Raw genomic sequence first — 22104 nt, 5'->3', positions numbered from 1 at the left:
GTAATACAGCTCAATTAATTCTAAAAATTACGCACATGAAAACATTAACATTTTTACTAGCCTTAATCACTGCCAATCTTACTTATTCTCAGGTTTTAGATGAAAGAGACGATTCTTTTATGATGGAAAACAATAAAAATTTGCTGAAAATTGATATCAAAGAACCTTTCATGCAGGTTGCCATAAAAGGATGTTCCGATTTCAAACCGGCGAGTTTTGAAGGTGGAGCAGCCGCATACAAAGAGATACTGAGAAAATACATGTATACATTTCTAAATTCCGATTTTTATACATTAACGGGCGATTTTACTTTTACACTTACTATTGATGCGATGGGCAAAGTGATTGATATTGCAGGAGATCCAAAGGTGCTGAACAGTGAAATTTTTTTTGATGACATGCAATATGTTGTAAGAAGAATTAAAACAAATTGGACACCCGCAATGTGTAACGGAGAACCTGTAAAATCTGAAATGAAATTAAAAATGAATTTCTCATCTTTGTCATCTGATATGTAAAGATGATAAAGTATTTTGTGATGATATGTTTTCTGTTAGGCTTTAAAAGTTATTCGCAGGAAACAAGGGTAAACTCTGAAAATCCTGTAACATATAAAAGTGCAGAATTTCCGGGAGGTGACAGTGCATTTTCGAAAGAGTTTTTGAAAATGATTCATGCATATATTGACTTGGGTTTGTATGCGGTGAACGGTAAATTTGTTTTCACGTTTGATGTTGATGAAAATGGAAAAGTAATCAATCTCAAAGTTTTACCTAAAGTTAAAAACAGTGAAATGTTCATAGAAGATATGCAGTTTGCAATGAAGAAAGTAAAGAAGAAATGGAAACCGGCAGTCAAAAATGGGAAACCTGTACTATCACAAAAAATAATCAGTATTTATTTTACATCAGATCATTTTGATCATGGAGATTAATCTTTTATCTTTTTAATAAAAATCCTATTTTAGCTGTTGTTAATTTACAATAGCTATTTTTTTTGGTATGAATAAATTTTTTGTTTTAGTTGGTCTGTTTATTACATCATTTTTTAATACTCAGGTTTTATATGATGATAATATCAAAGGATATGAAGGAGGCTCTGAACAGTTCTATGCTGATTTGAATGATGCTTTAGTTAAAAATGGTTTTGAAAAATGTAATAATAGGATGTCTGAAATGTTTGTGGCAAAAGTTGAAATTATCGAAGGTATTGCTAGAATAAACAACAAGAATGTTCTAGATGACTGCGCAACACAATGGTTTATTAAAGGATTTAATAATATCAATAAATCAAAAAAATGGAAGTATGCAGATGGAAATTTAAATAAATTTTCTATAACATTTTATCCAATTGATTACGGAAAAAATTTTATGAAAGGCTATACTCCAGAAAAGCTTGTAAAAAATGCTGAGTTTCCCGGTGGAACGATTGCTTTTAGAAATGCACTATTTGAAAAATTAAGAAATCAGAATATTAATCTTAAAGATTTACAAATTGTTGTCAATTTTACCATTAACAAAGAAGGAGATTTAAATAATATCATTGTAGAAAAACCACAAAATTTAGGATTAGATTTAAAAAGTAAAATTATCAAATCGATAGAACAAATTAATACGAAATGGAAACCGCAATCTTTCCGAAATATTCCAGTGTCCTCAAGATTCAGAATTCCAATAACATTCAAAGGTTAATTAAAAACACTCCTGACATTCTGTCACAATATTTTGTATCTTTGCAAATTCAATAAGTTCAGAATTTAATATTTTGAGTTCAAATCTTTATGTGTAGAACCTAGACGTTAAATTTTAAACCTTAAATAAGATTATCGTGCAGGAAAAATATATAGACGAAACAAAACAGGGAGAAGCTTTCGCCATTGCGGAAAAAGCAGAAAACTCAAAGAAACTGTTCCTGGAGAGCTACGGTTGTCAGATGAATTTCTCTGACTCTGAAATTGTTGCATCCATACTTAATGAGCAGGGTTACAATACAACATTAAAGGTTGAAGAAGCAGACCTTATCCTTTTAAATACCTGTTCCATCCGTGAAAAAGCCGAGCAGACCGTAAGAATGCGTCTGTCTCAGTTCAAAAACCTGAAAAAAGAAAAGCCGAATATGACGGTTGGTGTTCTGGGCTGCATGGCAGAAAGATTAAAAACCAAATTCTTGGAAGAAGAACAGTTGGTGGATCTTGTGGTTGGTCCCGATGCATACAGAGATTTACCCAATCTTTTAAAAGAAACCGAAGACGGAAGAGATGCAATCAACGTAATTCTTTCGAAAGAAGAGACTTATGCAGATATCAATCCGGTTCGTTTGGGCGGAAATGGGGTTACAGCTTATGTAACTATTACAAGAGGCTGCGACAATATGTGTACATTCTGCGTCGTTCCTTTCACGAGAGGGCGAGAAAGAAGCCGTGATCCGCATTCTATTCTTGATGAGTGCAAAAGCCTGTGGGAAAATGGGTATAAAGAAATTACCTTATTGGGGCAGAACGTAGATTCCTACCTTTGGTATGGAGGCGGTCCTAAAAAAGATTTTGCCAAAGCATCTGAAATGCAGAAAGCTACAGCTGTAAATTTTGCACAGTTGCTTGATCTGGTTGCGAAAGCCGTTCCTGAAATGAGAATCCGTTTCTCCACTTCCAATCCGCAGGATATGAGTCTGGATGTATTCAGAATGATGGCGAAACACGATAACATCTGTAAATATGTTCACCTTCCGGTTCAGAGCGGAAGCAACAATATGCTGGAAGCCATGAACCGACAGCACACCCGTGAAGAATATTTAGATTTAATTAAAAAAGCAAAAGAAATCGTTCCTGAAGTGGGTTTCTCTCAGGATATGATCGTTGGTTTCTGCAACGAAACAGAAGAAGATCATCAGGATACATTAAGCTTAATGAGAGAAGTGGAATATGACTACGGTTATATGTTCGCTTATTCAGAAAGACCGGGAACTCCTGCTCACAAAAAGATGGAAGACAATATTCCTGCGGACGTTAAACAGAGACGTTTGGCGGAAGTTATTGCTTTACAGGGAGAACTGTCCAGAAAAAGAATGAAATCTTATGTAGGAAGAGTTCACCAGATTTTAATTGAAGGAACTTCCAAAAAGAACGAAAACCAGTGGAAAGGAAGAAATTCTCAGAATGCAGTTTGTGTTTTCGATAAACTGGAAGGTCAGAAAATTGGTGACATTGTGGACGTTTTTGTTTTTGATAATACACAAGGCACACTTTTAGGGGAAACGGTAAATAAATAATTTAAAATTCTTATGGCAGCTTTATCCGCCCTCCGTTCCCGCTTTTTTGCTCGTCGTTCCTCCTCGCAAAAAGAGCTCCACTCAGGTCGGGCTGCGAAGTGAGGTTTCAAAACAAGATTTTATCGTTAAATGAAAGATTTACAAAATACACCACTTTTAAATACGATTTCTGCATTATTAGAAAATGCCAGAAAGAGTGTTGTTGTTGCTGTAAATCAAACAATGGTTCTGACCTATTTTGAAATTGGAAAAACAATTGTAGAAGACGAGCAAAATGGAGAACACCGGGCAGAATACGGAAAAACGCTCCTAAAAGATTTGTCTTTACATCTTAAGGAAAGATTTGGAAAAGGGTTCTCGGTAGAAAACCTTGATAGAATGCGATTTTTCTATAAAACTTATTCTGAACAAATTTCGTCAACACTGTTGACGAATTCTTCAAATACAATTTCCCAGACACTGTCTGTAAAATTCAATCTTTCATGGTCTCACTATTTAAAATTAATGAGAATAAAAGACCCTAATGAAAGAAAATTCTACGAAATTGAAAGTTATAAAAATAACATAAACAAGATTTTATTAACATTTTAAACTCAGACAATGGAAAAATTTCATAAATATTGCCTAAGTGTATTGTTGGTAATAATCTGCAGCAATATTTCAGCTCAAATTTCCAATGGAACAGCCGAAAGTGAAGACTGTAAACAGTTGTATGAACTTTATAACCGGATTTTAAATCAGGGTTGTGAGGATTTACAGGAAATTGGGGTAAAAGAAGATCTTGTGCATAAGATAACGATAAATCAAAAGCAGTACGCAATTGATATTATCGGTAAAATTTTTCCTAATAAACAAAAGAACAATTTTCATCAAAATATAACGGGAACAGATTTTTCTGAAAAAGAAAAACACAGTCTTCTCCTGAAAAACTTTGAAAACAATAGCAGAGAAACGCTCTTCGCTGAAATTTTATATTTTAAAACCAAAGTTTCAAAAGTCAGAAATAAAGATTATTTAGACGTTGTAAGTTAAATTTAAATCCAATTATTTTTAAACTAACTAACAGATTTACACTTATTAATGTAAGTCATATTTAAATCAATAATCTAAAAATTTACTTATGAGCAACGAACTTCAAAATATAAAAAACCGTTTTGGAATCATCGGAAATTTTCCGGCTCTCAATCGTGCATTAGAAAAATCTATACAAGTAGCACCTACCGATATTTCCGTTTTGGTTATCGGAGAAAGTGGTGTCGGGAAAGAATTTATTCCCAAAATCATTCATTCAGAATCAAAAAGAAAACATCAGCCTTATATCGTAGTGAACTGTGGTGCAATTCCGGAAGGAACAATCGATTCTGAACTTTTCGGACATGAAAAAGGAGCGTTTACCGGTGCAACAGCTACCAGAAAAGGATATTTTGAAGTGGCAGATGGCGGAACGATCTTTCTGGATGAGGTAGGAGAACTTCCTTTGCAGACGCAGGTTCGTTTGCTTCGTGTCTTGGAAAGCGGCGAATTTATGAAAGTAGGTTCTTCACAGGTTCAGAAAACGAATGTAAGAATTGTTGCCGCAACGAACGTGAATATGATGAAAGCAATTCAGGACGGAAGATTTCGTGAAGATTTGTTCTATCGTTTGAACACCGTTCAGATTGATATGCCTGCTTTGAGAGAGCGGAAAGGTGATATTCATCTGCTGTTCAGAAAATTTGCCATTGATTTTGCAGAAAAATACAGAATGCCTGAATTGGAGCTTGAGCCAAGCGCAGTTCATTATATCGAAAATTACACTTTTCCCGGAAACGTACGCCAGCTGAGAAATTTGGTAGAACAAATGACCGTAGTGGAAAGAGAAAGAAAAATATCAGTAGAAAAACTGACAGAATATATTCCGATGGATGCCCATCTTCCAATGGTTGTCAATCAGCCGAATACACAAAAGCAAAGTGATTTCGGAAGTGAAAGAGAAATTATGTACAAAATTCTCTTCGATATGAGAAACGATATTAATGATCTGAAATCCTTAACTTCGGAACTGATTAAAAACAGGGGAAACTCGGATCTGAGTAATCAGGAAAAAAATCTTATCAACAGAATTTACACTTCAGAAACCCAACAGTCGGCAAATCCGAATTCTCTTTTGTTTTTTGAAAACAATAATAATTCAGGACAAAATAATATTCAGAATCCTACAATTATATCTAATTCCGATGATAATTTTGATGATTTTGAAGACGTGGAAATTGAAGACAATAAACCGGAATCTCTTTCACTACAGAATAATGAAAAAGATCTGATTGTGAAAGCTTTAGAAAAGCACAACGGAAGAAGAAACAGAGCAGCAGATGAACTGGGAATTTCTCAGAGAACGCTTTACCGTAAGATTAAACAGTATAATCTGGAAGATTAAATATTTAACCCGAAACACCAATAAATGAATAAGCTCACAAATCTTTTTATTTTGATATTATCAGTAGGATTGCTCAATTCTTGCTATACATTTACCGGCTCTTCTCTGAAAGATGAGAAAACAGTTCAGATCAATGAGTTTCCTAATAATGCAGCTTTAGTAAACCCAACACTTTCTCAGCAGTTTTCGACGGACATTCAAAACAGATTCCTGCAGCGAACTACTTTGAAAGGAACAAAAACCAATCCGGATATTTTAATTGAAGGAGAGATTATAGATTATGCCATCACGCCGACAACTATTAGTTCGTCAACACAGCAGACGAGCGCTGGAACAATTCAACAGTCTCAGAATAAGCTTACGATCACCGTGAAAGTGCGTTACGAAAACAAACTTCATCCTGATGTGAGCTTTGAAAGAAATTATTCTGATGAAGCCGTTTTCAACAGTGATTTGTCACAAAGCCAGATTGAAACATCACAGGTAAGACTGGTAACAGAGAGAATTATTAATAAGATTTTTAACGATATTGTAGCTAATTGGTAAAGTGATGAATAACAGAGTTTTAGAATTATTAAAAAATCCGAAAATTATTCAGTCAGAAGATTTAAGTCTTTTGAAAGAGGAAATTAATTCTTCCCCGTATATTCAGAATATCCGTGCACTTCACCTTTATGGAGTTCATCTTTTTGACAGAGAAAATTATCAGAAAGAATTATCTACTACAGCGGCCTATACTACCGATAAAAAAATCCTTTACCAGCTGATTAACGGTAAATTACAGCAGCAGCCATCAATTCCAAAGATAGACGAAGAAACTAAAGCTGTTGAAAAAGAAAATGTAAGAGAGAAAGTAAAACATGATTACGAAGCTGTCTCACAGGATCTTATTGCTCCCAAACCGGAGATTAAGCATGTTTTGGTAAACGGAGAACGAAACAGGATTTTATATGAAGGAGAGGAGAACTTCCTGACTGATGAAAACTCTGAAACAATTGATCTGGAATCTACATTAGAATCCGGAGTAATTGTAATTCAAAAAAGAGAAATATCTACAGAAACTCAAAATACAGAAGAAAAAAATCTTCAGGAAACTGATTTAGATGAAAAACAGACCGCTTCCAGCTCTTTAGATTCGGAAATGCCTGAAACTTTACTTTCTGACAAAGATAATACACAAGAAATTCAGGAAAAAGTTCATATTTCAGAGCCTGAAATTGAGACAGTAGCAGAAAATCTGAATGTTGAAACGGTTATTAATGAAGATAAAATTGATTCTGAAAAGGTTTCCGACAAAGTAAATGATAAATCAGAATTAAGCTTCCTTAAAATTGAGTCTTTTGAACCCGAAAGTGGAACAGAAGAAATTCAGAATCAAAGTACTATTTCAGAGCCTGAAATTGAGCCAGTTGCAGAAAATCTGAATGTTGAAGCGGTTATTAATGAAGATAAAATTGACTCTGAGAAAGTTTCCGACAAAGTAAATGATAAATCTGAATTAAGCTTCCTTAAAATTGAATCTTTTGAACCTGAAAGTGAAGTAAATGCAGAAAGCTTGCCTGAAAGAGAAGATCATCAGGAGGAATCAAAGGTGACTCTAAATCCTGAAACCATCATTAATGAAGACCGGATTGAAACACCTAAGATTGCTGAACAGATAAAGGATGATGCTCAGCTAAGTTTTCATGGAACAGAATCTTTTCTCCCTGAAATAAAAATTGAAACTTCTCATTCTGAAGTTCAAACAAAAATTGAGAGTCCTAAATCTTCTGTAAATAAATATGAAGAAGAGATGAGACGCCTGATTGAAGAAGTTGAAAAAAGGATGAAAACGGAGAAGAAAGCAAATACTGCTGAAACGCCAAAAGATGATGATCATCCAGGAAATGAGATCAGTTTCGCAGAAACACAGGATTTTGTGATTGATACTAAAGAAGAAAAAGAAAATTTAACTTCAGATAATCAAAAAAATATTTCGGACGAAATAAATAATGAAGAGGAGGAAAATAAGATTGTAAACTCGAGCTGGAAGCCGATGAGTTTTGAAAGTAACCTTCCCGATGCTTTATTAAACAAAAAAAATGAAAGTAAGGAAATCTCAGCAGAAGAAACAGAAATTGTAAAAATACAGGAAGATAAATCTGATCTTGAACAACCAAAAACAGTTTCTGAAACTGAAATGAATGATGAATCTGAAATTGAAGAAAGCAAAGCAATAACAGATGATGAAAGCGAAAGTGGGGAAGTTCCTGTAATGAATGTGTCATTCTTTGGATCAGAAATTTCAAGTCTGCTGATTAATAAGGAAGACAATAAGCCAAAGGAGAAAACACAGCAAGCACCAATTGCTGCTGAACCACTAAAAAAACAAGTTGCTGACAGTAATATTCCTGGTTTTATCAATACATGGCAAAGCTGGCTGAAAATTGACCGTACAGAAGAGATTCTGAAAGAAAAGGCTATAACTAAAACTAAAGTTATTGAATCTTTCATTGAAAACAATCCTAAAATCAGTCAGCTGAAAGATGAAGTAAATTTTGTGGTGAAAGAAAAAACTGACGATATTTCGCATCTGATGACAGAAACTCTTGCTAATTTGTACATTGAGCAAAAGCTTTACACAAAGGCAATTAATGCATTTCAGATTTTAATCGGGAAACATCCTGACAAGAAAGATTATTTTGAAGCCAAAATTCAGGAAATAAAAGATAACAGAGGAAAAAATTAATAAAATTTAAGATGGATAATGTGAAACAAATTACCTTTGGCGGAGGTTGTTTTTGGTGTGTTGAAAGCTGTTTTAATATGCTTAACGGTGTAATTTCTGCTGTTTCAGGATATTCAGGAGGTCATAAAGATCATCCGACATATGAGGAGGTTTGTACAGGAGAAACAGGTCACGCAGAGGTTGTTCAGATTACTTATGATGCGGATGTGATCTCTTACGAACAACTGATGGATGTTTTCTTTTTTCTGCATGATCCAACACAGCTCAACAGACAGGGAAATGATATAGGAACCCAGTATCGTTCAGTAATTTTTTATAAAGATGAAGAGGAAAAAACAAAAGCGGAAGAAGCTGTTGAAGCATCAAAAAAATCGGGAAGATGGGAAGGAACTTATGTGACCGAACTTTCAAAACTGGAAAAATTTTGGGCTGCTGAACAGTATCATCAGGGATATTATAACGAGAATCCGTTACAGCCTTATTGCAGCGCTGTTGTAGGACCTAAAATTCAGAAGTTTAAAAAGTATTTCGGGGAGCTCGGAATACTCAAAAATGAAGCTTAATAAGTTCATACTATAAACATATAATGAAGCCCGAAAATAACTTTCGGGCTTCTTTAATCAAATCGATATGCAAAGGTTGAATATCCGTAGTGTGTTGCGAGATACTTGGCTGGAGATAATATTTGCGAGATTAAACCCGAAATTTTAAACCCAAACTCTGAACTCTATGAAAGCAGCTTTTTTGCCATCTCGGAAATACTTTTCCCGTCAGATTTTCCGGCTAAATTTTTAGATGCTATTCCCATAACTTTACCTAAATCTTTTATAGATTCGGCACCAGTTTCTGCAATAATAGCCTTCATTTCGGCTTCCAGCTCTTCTGAAGAAAGCTGTTTAGGCAAAAACTGTTCTATAATTTTCATCTGAGCTTCTTCTACTTCTGCCAAGTCATTTCTTCCCTGTGCAGAAAACTGGTCGTAAGAATCCTTACGCTGCTTCACCATTCTCTGAAGAATGGCAATTTCCTGCTCCGGAGAAACTTCTTTTCCCAAAGCTTCAGTTTTCAGTAATAATATTTGTGCTTTCACAGCGCGAAGAGAATCTAAAGCTACTTTATCTTTAGCTCTCATTGCTGTTTTTATCGCTTCGTTTATGGTAAGTTCTAAACTCATGTTATTAATTTGAAAATTTAAAAATGAGATAATTTGAAAATGCAATAATAAAAGTGAATTGATAATTTTCAAATTCTCAAATTACCACATTTTCAAATGATATTTAGTCAACGTCTTTATTCAAAAATCTGTTTTCTCTGATCTGCATGTTTCCGTTGTTATCAGAAAGATAGGTGTTGATATTTTGGTCTGATGCATTGCTTCCGTCAATCGAAATATTTTTTCTCTTGAAAGCAGGAACAGATTCAAACTCATTAGCCATATCAAAATTCTGGTAACGGGAATTGAACTCTTTCAGCTTATTTCTTCTTTCCATTACACGCTCCTGATCTGCGGGTTTGCTGACAAAAGTAAATTCGCTTTCTGTCTGTCTTGGCATTTCAGTTTTTGGCTCTGTAATATTTTTTGGCTCTTCTTTTACTTCAAATATATTCTGAGCTTTTGGAGCGGTTTCTTCTGCCGTTTTTGTGAAAGTTTCTACTTCGTTTTTTGGCTGTCCGAAATCTGCTTTTGGTTCGTTTACCGGTTCATTTACCGTAAAACTAAATTCTACAGGCTTTTCATCAGCATACTTTCTTGTAAATGTATCGTTGTCTGACTCTTCTTTTTTGTTTTCAAAATCAAATGAAAAAGACTGAATTTCCAGATCATTATCGCCCTCATCGTCAAAAGAGAAAAGATTGTATGCATCATCCTGAGATTCTTCACTATTTTTCCAGCTCTGAACAGGGTTGTCAATCGTATCTTGCTCTCTGTCAGAGAATTTTATTTCAGTTTTAACATCTTCATCCTCAATAATCATTTTTTTTTCAGTAGAGGAAACTTTAAACTGAGGCGTATCCTGATCTTCATCATCTAATCTGAAAAGATTTTTACCTCCAAAATCATATCCATGCTCTGGTGTAGTTTCTCTTTCTTCCTTTGTTTTGAAAGGTGAAGCTTTCGGAGTATCTAAAGCATCATTCAAACCAATTCTGATTTTTTCTGTAGGACCGGCAAATTTTTTGTTATCGTTAGAAAAACCGGTTGCAATAACCAATACACTTACTGCATCGCCCAATTCTTCATCTGCACCAACTCCAAAGATAATATCTGCAGTATTTCCTGCCTCTTTCTGGATATAGTCCATGATAATTCCGATTTCATCCATCGTAGCTTCTTCTGCACCACTTCGGATAAGCAAAAGTACATTTCTCGCTCCAGTAATTTTATTGTCATTCAATAACGGAGAATCCAATGCTTTTTTCACTGCTTCTTCTGCTTTGTTTTCGCCTGAAGCCATACCTGTTGACATCAATGCTGTTCCGGAATTTTGAAGAACCGATTTGGCATCACGGAAGTCAATATTTACATCAAAGTAACCCGTAATTACTTCTGCCATTCCTTTAGCTGCGTTGGTTAGTACCTCATCAGCTTTAGAAAATCCTTGTTTGAAGCCTAAATTTCCAAACTGCTGTCTCAATTTATCATTATTGATAACAATTAAAGAATCAACATTATTTCTCAGCTTTTCAAGACCATTTTCTGCCTGTTCCAGTCTTCTTTTTCCTTCAAAGCTGAAAGGTACGGTAACAATTCCTACAGTAAGAATTCCCATATCTTTGGCTACTTTAGCAATAACGGGAGCAGCTCCGGTTCCTGTACCACCACCCATTCCGGCGGTAATAAAAACCATTTTCGTATTTTGTCCCATGGCTGCTTTGATGTCTTCTATACTTTCGATAGCAGCTTTTTCTCCTACTTCTGGGTCTGCACCGGCACCAAGACCTTCGGTAATGGTAACACCCAACTGTACTTTGTTGGATACCGGATTGTTGTCTAAAGTCTGAGCATCGGTATTACAGATCACGAAATCTACTCCGTGAATTCCTTTTTCGTACATGTGCTTTAATGCGTTGTTACCGCCGCCGCCAACACCGATTACTTTTATAATTGATGAATTTCCTTTTGGCAAATCAAATGAAAATCCTTGTGAACCTATATTTTCCATGTTTAATTTTTTTATAATTGATAATCGACTCTGATAATTGATGAGAAAATCATTCATCGCTTACCATTCATCATTTATTTTTATTCTACTTCTTCAAAGAATTTTTTTACTTTTTCCATCAAAGATTGCCCGAAAGTCGGCTTTGACTGTTTTGCAGGCTGTGCCTTTACCTCTTCATGTACCTGTTGAGGCATCATCGCCGGCTGGGAATCTTCAGTTTCAGTTTCAGATGTGTGCTTTTCTTCAGTTTTCGTTTCTGCTTTATTTTCAATAGTTTCTTCTGCAACGACAGTTTTTTTGTCACGGATTTTCAAACTTTCCATTAATAATCCGATGGAAGTAGCAAATTCCGGTCCCTTAAGATACTGATTTTTATCGTTTGCAATATACTCATTGGCAAAACCGATTCTGCTGTCGAATCCTGTCGTATAATTTGCCAATTGACGAAGATGTTTCAGGTTTGAACCACCTCCAGTCAAAACGATTCCTGCAATCAGTTTTTTCTTCTGTTCAAATGCGCCGTACGCCTTTAGTTCTGTATTTACCATTTCCAGAATTTCTTCTACTCTTGCATTGATAATCTGCGCTAAAGTTTTAAGCGAAATTTCTTTATCCGGTCTTCCGTGAAGTCCGGGAATGGTTACAAATGTACTGTCTTTTTCCAATTCAGGAACTGCAGAACCGAACTTAACCTTTAATTGCTCGGCATGCTTTTCTATAATTGAACATCCTTCTTTAATGTCTTCTGTGATAATACCACCCCCGTAAGGAATTACACAAGTATGACGGATGATATTATCTTTAAAAATAGCAATATCTGTAGTTCCGCCACCGATGTCTACAATGGCAACTCCTGCTTCTTTCTCTTCTTTGGTAAGAACAGCTTCGGAAGATGCTAAAGGCTCCAGAGTAAGTGCTTCCATCTCCAAACCGGCTTCTCTTACGCATCTCGCAATGTTTCTGATGCTTCCCATTTGTCCTACTACCACATGAAAATTGGCTTCCAGACGTTTTCCGTGCATTCCGACAGGCTCCTGAATTTCTCCTTCAGAATCAACCTTATATTCCTGCGGAAGAACGTGGATAATTTCTTCACCAGGAAGCATCACCAGTTTTTTTACCTGATCCTTCAGTGCTTCAATATCATCATCCGTAATAAATTTATCAGGATGTTCACGCATAATGTAATCGGAGTGCTGTAAAGAGCGAATGTGCTTACCTGCAATTCCTACTGTTACCTTTTTGATAGGAACTCCTGCGCTGGATTGTGCTTCCGAAACAGCCGCTTTGATTGAATTGATCGTCTGCGAAATATTATTCACAATACCTTTGTGAACCCCAAGACTTTTGGCTTTCCCAACACCGAGAACTTCTATTTTCCCGTGTGCATTCCTCCTTCCGACAATGGCGACAATTTTGGTTGTCCCAATGTCCAGACCTACTGAATACTCTTGATTTTCCATTGTTTATATCGATTTGATTTTTTATCTATTTTTACTTTGCCTTCGTTTTCTGCTTTGCTGCTGTTGTTTTTTTCTCTGTTTTCCTGACTTCTGACTTTGCTGTCTGAGTTTTTACAGAGGCTGTTTTTTTAGTTTCAGAGACCTTTGCCACTGGCTGTTTTTCTTTTTTTAAGGAAGTGTTTTCTGAAATTTTTGCCAGATCTTTTCCTCTTGCTTTCAGTAAACTGTCATTTTCCTTAAAATAAGGATTCAAAGTAGTAACAATCTGATTCTGATACTTCACCGAAATCATACTGTATTTTTGTGAATCCTGGTAAACAAGATATTTTTCTACAAAGGTTTTGAAGCCTTTTACCTTGAAATCTATATTGTCTAAATCTCCAATTTCCACTTTATAGTTCCCCTCACTTGTAAGGAGATTGTAGTCATTGTTTCTGTCTTTTGAAATTCCTATAAAATATCTTTTACTGAAATCATCTTTATCTATTTTTTCGACGAGTTCTGCAAGCTTTTGATATTCATCTTTTTTTACATCTCCGGTAACCAGCATACATGGATGAGAATATGTTTTGGAAATCGGAAACTCTACTCCTTTTTCATCTACATAAAAATCTTTTCCGTCTTTATTTAATCTGAAAACCGGTACCCTCTGTTTGATATCTAAATTTAATTTTCCATTCAGATTTAAATAAACATTTGCGCTGTCAACAGCCGGAAGCGCGTTGATTTTCTTTTCCAGTTCAGGAATATTTAAATCTCCTACCTTTCTGGAAGGATTTTCTTTATTGACGATCTCCCGAATGTCTTTTTCATCAATAAAATAAACCGGTGTTTTCTCGTTCATCTTCACAGAAATCTTATTGTCTGTAATCTTTTGTCCGCTGAATTTCTTCAAAGAGAAACTCAACAGAAATCCGAGGATGATTACTGTGATGACAATTTTTAAAATTCTGTATTTATTTTTCATTTTTTTTAGATAACAGATTTCAGATGTTAGATTTTAGACATTTCAAACTGTTTTTTGATTATTAATTTTTAATTATTCTTTATTTTTCAAGCCACTCACAAATAGGATCATACAGCGTATCTATATTCCCTGCACCAACCGTGAGCAAAATGTCAAAATCCTTTTCTTTTATTGTATCAAATGCTTCATCTAATGTTGAAACTTCTTTTTTACCTAAATTCACTTTTTCCAATAGCCAATCTGAAGTAATTCCTTCAAAATTTTCCTGAAGTTCTCTGGCAGGATAAATATCAAGCAGAATCAGTTCGTCAGACTTGCTTAGGCTTTCTGCAAAACCATCCGCAAAATCTTTGGTTCTGCTGAATAAATGCGGCTGAAAAACCACCAGAAGCTTTTTGTCTGGGTTAAATGTTCTCACCGAATCTATTACTGCGTTAAGTTCTGTCGGGTGGTGGGCATAATCATCAATGTAAATTTTACCACTCTCAAAAATATGTTTGGTATACCTTCTTTTTATTCCTTTAAAAGAGGAAATTGCTTTTTTCAGGGTTTCAAAATCGACTCCTAAATGATGCAGAATAGCAATAGCTACTGTTGCATTTTCTACATTATGCGTTCCGGGAATCAGCCAGGCAAATTCTTCTTTCTGACCATTATGGTAGAAGTCAAACATCATCCTGCCATCAACAATACGGAGATTGTCTGAATAATAATCAGCTTCTTCGTTTACAGCGTACGTGAGGTGAGGTCTTCCGATTTCGATTCCTTTTCTTACAAAAAGCTGTTTGTCTTCCGGGACTAAAGCCGCAAACTCTCTGAATCCTTCTTCAATGGTATTTTTATCTCCATAAATATCCAAATGATCAGCATCTGTAGAAGTAATCACTGCCCAATCCGGAGAAAGATTGAGGAAACTTCTGTCATATTCGTCTGCTTCTACAACTGAATATTTATTGCCGTTATACAGAAAGTTGGATTTAAAATTCTCAGAAATCCCGCCTAGAAAACAAGAAAACGGTAAATCTGCTTCTTTACACAAATGAGAAACCAATGTTGATGTCGTGGTCTTCCCATGTGTTCCCGCAATGGCAATGCAGTTTGTATTTTCTGTAATTAGACCTAAAACTTTTGCGCGTTTTAAAACTTCAAATCCATTTTCATTAAAATAGTCTAAAATTCCCAGCCTTTTAATGGCAGGAGTATAAATCACCAACGTATCAGCTTTCTTAATTGAAGTGATTTTCTCATCAGCAATATCTTCAAAAACAATATCAATTCCTTCGCTGATCAGAGCTTGCGTGAGTTTGGTATTGGTTTTATCATATCCCAACACATTCTTGCCTGAAGCATGAAAGTAGCGCGCCAAAGCACTCATTCCGATACCTCCGATTCCCACGAAGTAAAAATTTTGATATGTATTTAAATTCTTCATTCTTTTTTGTATTGCTGTATTCATGTAAATGTATAAATGGCACATTAATACATTTTACAGTTTATTTAAAATCTCATCTACAATCTCTTTTGCTGCATTAGGTTTGGCAAAATATTTCAGATTGTCTGACATTTCTTTTCTTAAATTTTCATCTTCACATACTTCTGAAAGTGTATTCCAGAATTTTTCTTTCATTTCAGAATCTTTCACCATTCTCGCAGCATTCTTTTCAACCAGATTCATTGCATTTTTGGTCTGATGATCTTCTGCTGCAAACGGAAACGGAACCAAAATTACAGGCTTTTGTGCCACTGCCAATTCTGAAATCGCTATAGCTCCGGCTCTTGAAACGATTATATCCGCAGCAGAATAAGCTGTTTCCATCTCTTTGATGAATTCTTTAATTTGAATCTGGTTGTTGGTTGTTGGTTTTTGGTTGTCGGAATTTCCATCAACTGATAACTGACAACTATCAACAATTTCTTTATAATCCAATTTTCCGGTTTGCCAGATTAGCTGATATCCTTTTTCTTTCAGATTTTCAAGACTGTCTTTCCAGCCATTGTTTAAGGTTCTTGAACCTAAAGATCCTCCAACAGAAAGAATCGTCAATTTATTTTTATCTAAACCTAATTTCTCTTTTGCCTGAGAAGATTCCTGCATTCCTGAAATAATGTTTTCACGAATAGGATTTCCAAGGAAAAATACTTTGGAATTTGGAAAAAATTTGTCCATATCCGGATAAGCGGTGAAAATAGCTTTAGCTTTTTTCCCATTGGCTGTATTGGTTTTTCCGGGAAGCGAATTCTGCTCCTGAATAAAAGTCGGAATTTCCATTTTTGCAGCCATAAACAAAGCCGGTCCGCTGGCAAAACCACCTGTTCCTATTGCAAAATCCGGTTTAAATTCTTTTATAATTTTTTTAGCTTTAAGCAAACTCGAAATAAGTTTGAACGGCAAGCCTATATTCTTAAGCAAATTTCCTCTGTCGAATCCTGCAATATTTAATCCTTCAATCTTGTAGCCGGACTGCGGAACTTTTTCCATTTCCATTTTTCCGTTGGCTCCGATGAACAAAAACTCTGCATCAGGAAATCTTCTTTTGATTTCGTCTGCAATAGCAATGGCAGGAAAGATGTGTCCTCCTGTTCCGCCGCCGCTTAGTAAAACTTTTAATTTTTTGTTCATACTTATTTATTATTGATAAACGATGAGTGATAAGCGATATGAAAATCAGTTATAAATTATCATTCATCATTTATATTTATGCAATGTCATTTATCTCTGCAATGCTTTGTTTTTTTCCTAATCCTTCTTCATCGTAAATCTGTATTCTTGAACTTATATTCAAAATAATTCCTAGCTGGATGTAGGTTACCAGCATAGAAGTTCCTCCATAACTAATCAGCGGCAATGGCTGTCCGGTAACCGGAATGAGATTTACGGCAACGGCAATATTTACTGCCAACTGAATAAAAATCATTACTCCGAGGCTCAAAACCAGCAACGAGCCGAAAAATGCGGGCATTTTACTGGCAATCATCACAATCCGGACAATCATAATCAAATACATGCTGATTAAAAATCCGGCTCCTATTAAACCATATTCTTCCACAATTACCGCAAAAATAAAATCGGATGCAGATTGAGGAAGCATTTGCTTTAATGCAGACTTTCCTGGTCCCATTCCGGTTATTCCGCCGTGAACGATGGCTGCTTTCGCCTGCATCACCTGGTAATTTTTTGCTTTTAAACTTTCATCATCAACATCGGCTGTTTTTGCTTTGCTTGATGTAAAGGTTTCAATACGGCTCATCCATGTATGAACACGGTTTCCGCCAATTAAATTTGTATTTAAAGCAATCAGTAAAAACAAAACAATCGCAATAAATGATGCAGAAATAAATCCTGCAATATATTTCCAGTGAAGTTGCCCGATAACCAGTACAATCACAGAAACCATTAAGATCATCAAAGCTGTAGAACCGTTATCTTTTGCAACCAATACGAAAACCAGTAAAATAGGTCCGAAAATGTACATCACATTCTCAATCGGAAGCCTTTCTCTCGTTATTTTCTTGGTTAAATATCTGCACAAATAGATAATCAACATTAAAAAAGCAAAAGATGAAGGTTGAAACGAAATCGGTGTTCCGGGGATTTTCAGCCATCTTGAGGCACTTGCGCCGTCGATCGTCTGCCCGGTAAATATGGTGACAATCAGCAAAATAATCGTTAATCCCAGCATGATGCTGCTGAGTTTTCCCATGTATTCATATTTTACTGTTCCCACTAATCTCATGATTCCCAGTCCCAGAACTACAAAAAACATATGTTTCATTACGTGACCGGTAGTGGTTCCGTTATTTACAATATATTCCAGATTTGAACTTGCAGAGTATACCGGGAAAATAGAGAAAATGGAGATCACAAGAATGACCATCCAAAGCACTTTATCGCCCTTTAGAAATTCAAATCTGCTTTCTGTAATCTGTTCGTTCATATTGTATGCGGCTAACTGCCTTTAGCTTTTAGTACTTGTTCTTTAAACTGTTTTCCTCGGTCTTCGTAGCTTTTAAATAAATCAAAACTTGCACAGCATGGCGAAAGTAAGACTGTATCTCCTTTTTTAGCAATAGATTTTGACATTTCTACTGCGCTTTCCATACTTGAAGTGTTGTAAATAAAGTCTTTTTTATCTTTAAAAAAATCAATGATCTTCTGGTTATCAATTCCTAGACAGACAATTGCTTTTACTTTTCTTTTAACTAAATCTTCTATTTCGGTATAGTCATTTCCCTTATCAACTCCGCCTACAATCCATACCGTTGGATTTTTCATGCTTTCTAAAGCGTAGTATGCAGCATTCACATTGGTTGCTTTGCTGTCGTTGATGTATTTTACGCCGTCGATTTCAGTAACAAATTCCAATCTGTGTTCAACTGCCTGAAAAGTCATCAATGAATTTCTTATGCTTTCGTTGTTGATTTCCAATATTTTACCTGCAATTGATGCCGCCAAACTGTTAGCAACATTATGATTTCCCAATAGAGAAAGCTCATCAATCTTCATTGATAATTCATCCTTTAGCTTAATCACAATTTTATCTTCTTGAATAAAACCTCCTTCCGCTAATTTTTCATGTGTTGAAAAAGGAATCATTTTAGCCTTTACTTCAAACTTTTCGAGAATATTTTTACTCATTTCGTCATCTTTGTTGTAGATGAAAAAATTGTCATTCTCCTGATTTTCAGTAATTCTGAATTTGGCTAATGCATACTCTTCGTAGTTGTAATTGTACTGATCCAAATGATCTTTAGACAAATTAAGCAACATAGAGATATATGGTCTGAAGTTCTGAATATCATCTAACTGAAAAGAGCTTACTTCCAAAACATAATATTCATAGTTTTCATCAGCAACCTGCTTTGCAAAACTATAGCCGATGTTTCCGCCAAGACCTACATTTAATCCGTCATTTTTCAGGATATAATAGATCAGGGATGTTGTTGTTGTTTTTCCGTTGCTACCTGTGATGGCAATGATTTTCGCATCCGTAAATTCAGAAGCAAATTCAATTTCGGAAGAAAGTCTGATTCCTTTCTCATGAATTTTATGGATGATGTCTGCTTTTTTCGGAATTCCCGGACTTTTTACAATCCAGTCTGCATTCAGAATTCTTTCTTCATCATGATTTTCCTCTTCAAATTCAATTTCATTTTCCAATAAAAATTGTCTGTAGTGATCTTTAATGGCAGATCTGTCTGAAAGAAAAACTTCCAAACCTTTCTTTTTAGCCAGATAAGCAGCACCACAACCACTTTCTCCTCCTCCTAAAACAACTATTTTCATAAATAATCTTTTTGTAAAAATGTAAAATGTAAAACGTAAGATGTAATTCTAACTGTTTTACTTTTCACAATGTTCTATCTCATTTTCAATGTAATGAGACACACAATTGCCAGCATAACTCCGATGATAATCATTCTGTTAACGATTTTACTTTCGTGAAAACCGTCTTTCTGATAATGATGGTGTAAAGGTGACATTTTAAACAATCTGTTGTTCTGGGCGTATTCCAGCCCGAATTTTCTTTTTCTGTATTTAAAAACCGCTACCTGAAGCATTACTGAAATATTTTCTATCAGAAAAATTCCACAAAGCACAGGAATCATCAGTTCTTTTCTTAATATAATAGCTAAAACGGCGATTACCCCGCCCAACATAAGACTTCCGGTATCCCCCATAAAAACCTGAGCAGGATACGTGTTATACCAAAAAAAGCCAATCACTGCACCCACCATTGCTACTGCAAAAATGGTAGTTTCACCCATATTCGGGAGAAACATGATATTCAGATAATCTGCAAAAATGATATTTCCCGAAACATAAGCAAAGAAAGCCAATGCCAAAAGGATAATTGTGCTGGTTCCTGCAGCCAATCCATCAATTCCGTCGGTAATATTAGCTCCATTGGAAACTGCTGTAACAATAAAAATCACAATCGGAATAAATACTACCCAAGCCCACTCGTGAGCATCTTCATCATTCATCCAAAATAGAAATCCGCTGTAATCGAATTCATTATTTTTAGCGAAAGGAACTGTAGAAACTGTAATATTCTCAGTTGGCATAAAATTTTGCTCAACATTGTTTCTGTTGACCACTTTAGCATCTGCATATTTCCTTTTTACTGTAATGTCTGAGTGAAAATACATGGTTACTCCCACAATCAGTCCCAATCCAACCTGACCTACAATCTTAAATTTGCCACTTAATCCGTCTTTGTTTTTTTTGATTTTCTTTAAATAATCATCTAAAAAACCAATAGCTCCCATCCACAAAACTGTTACAAGTAAAAGGATGATATAAATATTGGTAATTCTTGTAAACAGCAAAACCGGAATAATGGTCGCCAAAATAATGATGAGCCCTCCCATTGTAGGAGTTCCTTCTTTTTGTTTTTGCCCATCTAAACCTAAATCACGAACCAATTCGCCCATCTGTTTTGCTCTGAGATAATTGATGATTCTCTTTCCGTATACCAAAGCAATAGTAAGGGAGAGCAAAACTGCCATTCCTGCACGGAAAGAGATATATCTCAGCATTCCGAGACCGGGAACGTGAATTCCGTGATGGGTTAAATATTCATATAGGTAGTATAGCATTTTGTTTAATTTTGGTTAGGAGCTTAAATTATTACTTACTCATAAGCTTCCAAAGCTCATTAATTACTTCTTTGTCGTCAAAATGATGTTTTACACCATTGATTTCCTGATAATTTTCGTGACCTTTTCCGGCAACGAGGATAATATCTTTTGGCTCGGCAAATTTTATTGCCATTTTTATCGCTTCTTTTCTGTCGGGAATTGAAGTGTATTTGCTGAAGTTTTGAGGCTCAACACCAGTTTCAATTTCTTTTATAATTGCATTGGGGTCTTCCGATCGCGGATTATCTGAAGTGATGATCGCCAATGTTGATTTTTTCGTGGCAATATTTCCCATTTCAGGTCTTTTTGCATGATCTCTGTCGCCGCCGCAGCCAAAAACAGTGATCAGTCTTTCGTTTTTTGTTCTGATATCATTGATGCTGTCTAAAACATTTTCCAATGCATCCGGAGTATGAGCATAATCTACAATAAAGAAAATTCCGCCGTCTGATTTGAAGGTTTCAAACCTGCCATTTACTCTTTTTAGTGTGCTGATTGTCTGAAGAATTTCATCATCTTCAAAACCCAATTCAGAGGCAATCCCGAAAACCAACAAAAGATTATATATATTGAATTTCCCGGTTAATGTAGTCCAGAATTCCTTTCCGTTAAAATTCAGGAGCATTCCGTTGAAGTCGACTTCTAAAAGTTTTCCGTGATAATCTGCCAATGTTTTCAAAGCATAAGATCTTTTTTGTGCTTTTGTATTCTGAAGCATTACATTTCCGTTTTTGTCATCAATGTTGGTGATGGCAACAGCTTCATCATTTAATTCATCAAAAAATCTTTTTTTTGTTTTAAGATATTCATCAAAAGTTTTATGATAATCTAAATGATCGTGTGTAAGATTCGTAAATCCTGCAATTTTGAAATGTAAACCTTCAATTCTGTTTTGGGCAATTCCGTGAGAACTTACTTCCATAAAAGCAAATTCACAACCTTCTTCAACCGCCTGCGCCAAAATTTTATTGATGGTAATTACATCCGGAGTAGTGTGTGTTGCTGGAATTATTTTCTCTCCGATTCTGATTTCAACTGTGGAAAGCAAAGCGGAATCGTAACCTAAATTTTTAAAGACATCAAATAGTAAAGTAGAAACAGACGTTTTTCCGTTGGTTCCGGTCACGCCAATTAATTTTAAATTTTCAGAAGGATTCCCGTAAAAATTAGAAGCCAGCCTTCCTAATGTTTTAGAAGAATCTTTAACTTTTACATAAGTTACATTTTCGTCTAAATTTTCAGGAAACTCTTCACAGACAACCGTTTTTGCTCCTTTCTCAATAGAAGATGCGATAAATGAATGTCCATCCGCAAGCGTTCCTCTTATTGCTATGTACAAAGAGTCTTTCGCCACCTTTCTGCTGTCGAAAACCAAATCGGACACCTCACGGTTGTGATTACCATGAATTTCTATTACCGGAATTCTGCTTAATAAATCATTTAACTGCATTTTCTTA

General features: G+C 35.4%; 20 protein-coding genes. 10 read left to right on the top strand and 10 right to left on the bottom strand.

From position 1 onward, the window contains the following. Positions 1-35 precede the first annotated feature (35 nt). The 10 genes from AC0NBN_RS09425 (at position 36) to msrA (ending at position 8974) form a co-directional block, all read left to right on the top strand. Positions 36-518: an energy transducer TonB gene (locus AC0NBN_RS09425; RefSeq protein WP_143883131.1), complete on the top strand. Its 483-nt coding sequence runs from the start codon at positions 36-38 to the stop codon at positions 516-518. Between the two features lie 20 nt (positions 519-538). Further along, complete coding sequence (locus tag AC0NBN_RS09420) at positions 539-934, top strand: energy transducer TonB (RefSeq protein WP_474468234.1); 396 nt, start codon at positions 539-541, stop codon at positions 932-934. Positions 935-1001: 67 nt separating this feature from the next. Further along, a complete protein-coding gene (locus AC0NBN_RS09415; RefSeq protein ID WP_160812604.1) occupies positions 1002-1691 on the top strand; it encodes a hypothetical protein in 690 nt (229 codons plus the stop codon). Between the two features lie 136 nt (positions 1692-1827). Beyond that, on the top strand, positions 1828-3267 hold the full coding sequence (gene miaB, locus AC0NBN_RS09410; protein ID WP_160812603.1) for a tRNA (N6-isopentenyl adenosine(37)-C2)-methylthiotransferase MiaB: 1440 nt from the start codon (positions 1828-1830) through the stop codon (positions 3265-3267). Positions 3268-3396: 129 nt separating this feature from the next. Next, a complete protein-coding gene (locus AC0NBN_RS09405; RefSeq protein WP_160812602.1) occupies positions 3397-3858 on the top strand; it encodes a DUF1016 N-terminal domain-containing protein in 462 nt (153 codons plus the stop codon). Between the two features lie 9 nt (positions 3859-3867). Continuing rightward, entirely contained in the window at positions 3868-4299 is a 432-nt protein-coding gene (locus AC0NBN_RS09400) for a hypothetical protein (protein WP_160812601.1), read from the top strand. An 88-nt stretch (positions 4300-4387) separates the two neighbouring features. Next, positions 4388-5683 carry a sigma-54 interaction domain-containing protein gene (locus AC0NBN_RS09395; protein ID WP_160812600.1) on the top strand — a complete coding sequence of 432 codons (1296 nt, stop codon included), beginning with the start codon at positions 4388-4390 and terminating at the stop codon, positions 5681-5683. A 24-nt stretch (positions 5684-5707) separates the two neighbouring features. Continuing rightward, a complete protein-coding gene (locus tag AC0NBN_RS09390; protein WP_160812599.1) occupies positions 5708-6229 on the top strand; it encodes an LptE family protein in 522 nt (173 codons plus the stop codon). A 4-nt stretch (positions 6230-6233) separates the two neighbouring features. Next, complete coding sequence (locus AC0NBN_RS09385; protein ID WP_160812598.1) at positions 6234-8411, top strand: midas domain-containing protein; 2178 nt, start codon at positions 6234-6236, stop codon at positions 8409-8411. A gap of 11 nt (positions 8412-8422) precedes the next feature. Then, the gene (gene msrA, locus AC0NBN_RS09380) at positions 8423-8974 is read left to right on the top strand and encodes a peptide-methionine (S)-S-oxide reductase MsrA (protein WP_143883140.1); all 552 of its coding nucleotides are present in this window, start codon (positions 8423-8425) and stop codon (positions 8972-8974) included. A 164-nt stretch (positions 8975-9138) separates the two neighbouring features. On the opposite strand, the gene AC0NBN_RS09375 is transcribed toward msrA, so the two are convergent. The 10 genes from AC0NBN_RS09375 to AC0NBN_RS09330 form a co-directional block, all read right to left on the bottom strand. Beyond that, positions 9139-9585 (bottom strand): GatB/YqeY domain-containing protein, encoded by a 447-nt coding sequence (locus tag AC0NBN_RS09375; RefSeq protein ID WP_160812597.1) that lies wholly within the window; start codon positions 9583-9585, stop codon positions 9139-9141. A gap of 103 nt (positions 9586-9688) precedes the next feature. Continuing rightward, entirely contained in the window at positions 9689-11575 is a 1887-nt protein-coding gene (gene ftsZ, locus AC0NBN_RS09370; protein WP_160812596.1) for a cell division protein FtsZ, read from the bottom strand. Positions 11576-11655: 80 nt separating this feature from the next. Next, a complete protein-coding gene (gene ftsA, locus AC0NBN_RS09365; protein ID WP_160812595.1) occupies positions 11656-13038 on the bottom strand; it encodes a cell division protein FtsA in 1383 nt (460 codons plus the stop codon). A 31-nt stretch (positions 13039-13069) separates the two neighbouring features. Continuing rightward, positions 13070-14005 carry a cell division protein FtsQ/DivIB gene (locus AC0NBN_RS09360; protein ID WP_143883144.1) on the bottom strand — a complete coding sequence of 312 codons (936 nt, stop codon included), beginning with the start codon at positions 14003-14005 and terminating at the stop codon, positions 13070-13072. Positions 14006-14084: 79 nt separating this feature from the next. Further along, entirely contained in the window at positions 14085-15437 is a 1353-nt protein-coding gene (gene murC / locus AC0NBN_RS09355; protein WP_160812594.1) for a UDP-N-acetylmuramate--L-alanine ligase, read from the bottom strand. Positions 15438-15491: 54 nt separating this feature from the next. After that, positions 15492-16625 (bottom strand): undecaprenyldiphospho-muramoylpentapeptide beta-N-acetylglucosaminyltransferase, encoded by a 1134-nt coding sequence (gene murG / locus AC0NBN_RS09350; protein ID WP_160812593.1) that lies wholly within the window; start codon positions 16623-16625, stop codon positions 15492-15494. Positions 16626-16701: 76 nt separating this feature from the next. After that, entirely contained in the window at positions 16702-17940 is a 1239-nt protein-coding gene (locus tag AC0NBN_RS09345; RefSeq protein ID WP_160812592.1) for an FtsW/RodA/SpoVE family cell cycle protein, read from the bottom strand. Between the two features lie 11 nt (positions 17941-17951). Then, positions 17952-19289: a UDP-N-acetylmuramoyl-L-alanine--D-glutamate ligase gene (gene murD, locus AC0NBN_RS09340; RefSeq protein WP_143883149.1), complete on the bottom strand. Its 1338-nt coding sequence runs from the start codon at positions 19287-19289 to the stop codon at positions 17952-17954. Positions 19290-19363: 74 nt separating this feature from the next. Next, positions 19364-20605 (bottom strand): phospho-N-acetylmuramoyl-pentapeptide-transferase, encoded by a 1242-nt coding sequence (gene mraY / locus AC0NBN_RS09335; RefSeq protein ID WP_160812591.1) that lies wholly within the window; start codon positions 20603-20605, stop codon positions 19364-19366. Between the two features lie 31 nt (positions 20606-20636). Continuing rightward, a complete protein-coding gene (locus AC0NBN_RS09330; RefSeq protein WP_160812590.1) occupies positions 20637-22097 on the bottom strand; it encodes a UDP-N-acetylmuramoyl-L-alanyl-D-glutamate--2,6-diaminopimelate ligase in 1461 nt (486 codons plus the stop codon). Positions 22098-22104 lie beyond the last annotated feature (7 nt).

Source organism: Chryseobacterium sp. L12 (assembly GCF_056133985.1).
This window is presented reverse-complemented; position numbering and strand designations above follow the sequence as displayed.

Bases quoted from the DNA above. Each gene is read 5' to 3' on its own strand.
- AC0NBN_RS09425 (WP_143883131.1), top strand. From the start codon at position 36: ATGAAAACATTAACATTTTTACTAGCCTTAATCACTGCCAATCTTACT.
- AC0NBN_RS09420 (WP_474468234.1), top strand. From the start codon at position 539: ATGATATGTTTTCTGTTAGGCTTTAAAAGTTATTCGCAGGAAACAAGG.
- AC0NBN_RS09415 (WP_160812604.1), top strand. From the start codon at position 1,002: ATGAATAAATTTTTTGTTTTAGTTGGTCTGTTTATTACATCATTTTTT.
- AC0NBN_RS09405 (WP_160812602.1), top strand. From the start codon at position 3,397: ATGAAAGATTTACAAAATACACCACTTTTAAATACGATTTCTGCATTA.
- AC0NBN_RS09400 (WP_160812601.1), top strand. From the start codon at position 3,868: ATGGAAAAATTTCATAAATATTGCCTAAGTGTATTGTTGGTAATAATC.
- AC0NBN_RS09395 (WP_160812600.1), top strand. From the start codon at position 4,388: ATGAGCAACGAACTTCAAAATATAAAAAACCGTTTTGGAATCATCGGA.
- AC0NBN_RS09390 (WP_160812599.1), top strand. From the start codon at position 5,708: ATGAATAAGCTCACAAATCTTTTTATTTTGATATTATCAGTAGGATTG.
- AC0NBN_RS09385 (WP_160812598.1), top strand. From the start codon at position 6,234: ATGAATAACAGAGTTTTAGAATTATTAAAAAATCCGAAAATTATTCAG.
- msrA (WP_143883140.1), top strand. From the start codon at position 8,423: ATGGATAATGTGAAACAAATTACCTTTGGCGGAGGTTGTTTTTGGTGT.
- AC0NBN_RS09375 (WP_160812597.1), bottom strand. From the start codon at position 9,585: ATGAGTTTAGAACTTACCATAAACGAAGCGATAAAAACAGCAATGAGA.
- ftsZ (WP_160812596.1), bottom strand. From the start codon at position 11,575: ATGGAAAATATAGGTTCACAAGGATTTTCATTTGATTTGCCAAAAGGA.
- ftsA (WP_160812595.1), bottom strand. From the start codon at position 13,038: ATGGAAAATCAAGAGTATTCAGTAGGTCTGGACATTGGGACAACCAAA.
- AC0NBN_RS09360 (WP_143883144.1), bottom strand. From the start codon at position 14,005: ATGAAAAATAAATACAGAATTTTAAAAATTGTCATCACAGTAATCATC.
- murC (WP_160812594.1), bottom strand. From the start codon at position 15,437: ATGAAGAATTTAAATACATATCAAAATTTTTACTTCGTGGGAATCGGA.
- murG (WP_160812593.1), bottom strand. From the start codon at position 16,625: ATGAACAAAAAATTAAAAGTTTTACTAAGCGGCGGCGGAACAGGAGGA.
- AC0NBN_RS09345 (WP_160812592.1), bottom strand. From the start codon at position 17,940: ATGAACGAACAGATTACAGAAAGCAGATTTGAATTTCTAAAGGGCGAT.
- murD (WP_143883149.1), bottom strand. From the start codon at position 19,289: ATGAAAATAGTTGTTTTAGGAGGAGGAGAAAGTGGTTGTGGTGCTGCT.
- mraY (WP_160812591.1), bottom strand. From the start codon at position 20,605: ATGCTATACTACCTATATGAATATTTAACCCATCACGGAATTCACGTT.
- AC0NBN_RS09330 (WP_160812590.1), bottom strand. From the start codon at position 22,097: ATGCAGTTAAATGATTTATTAAGCAGAATTCCGGTAATAGAAATTCAT.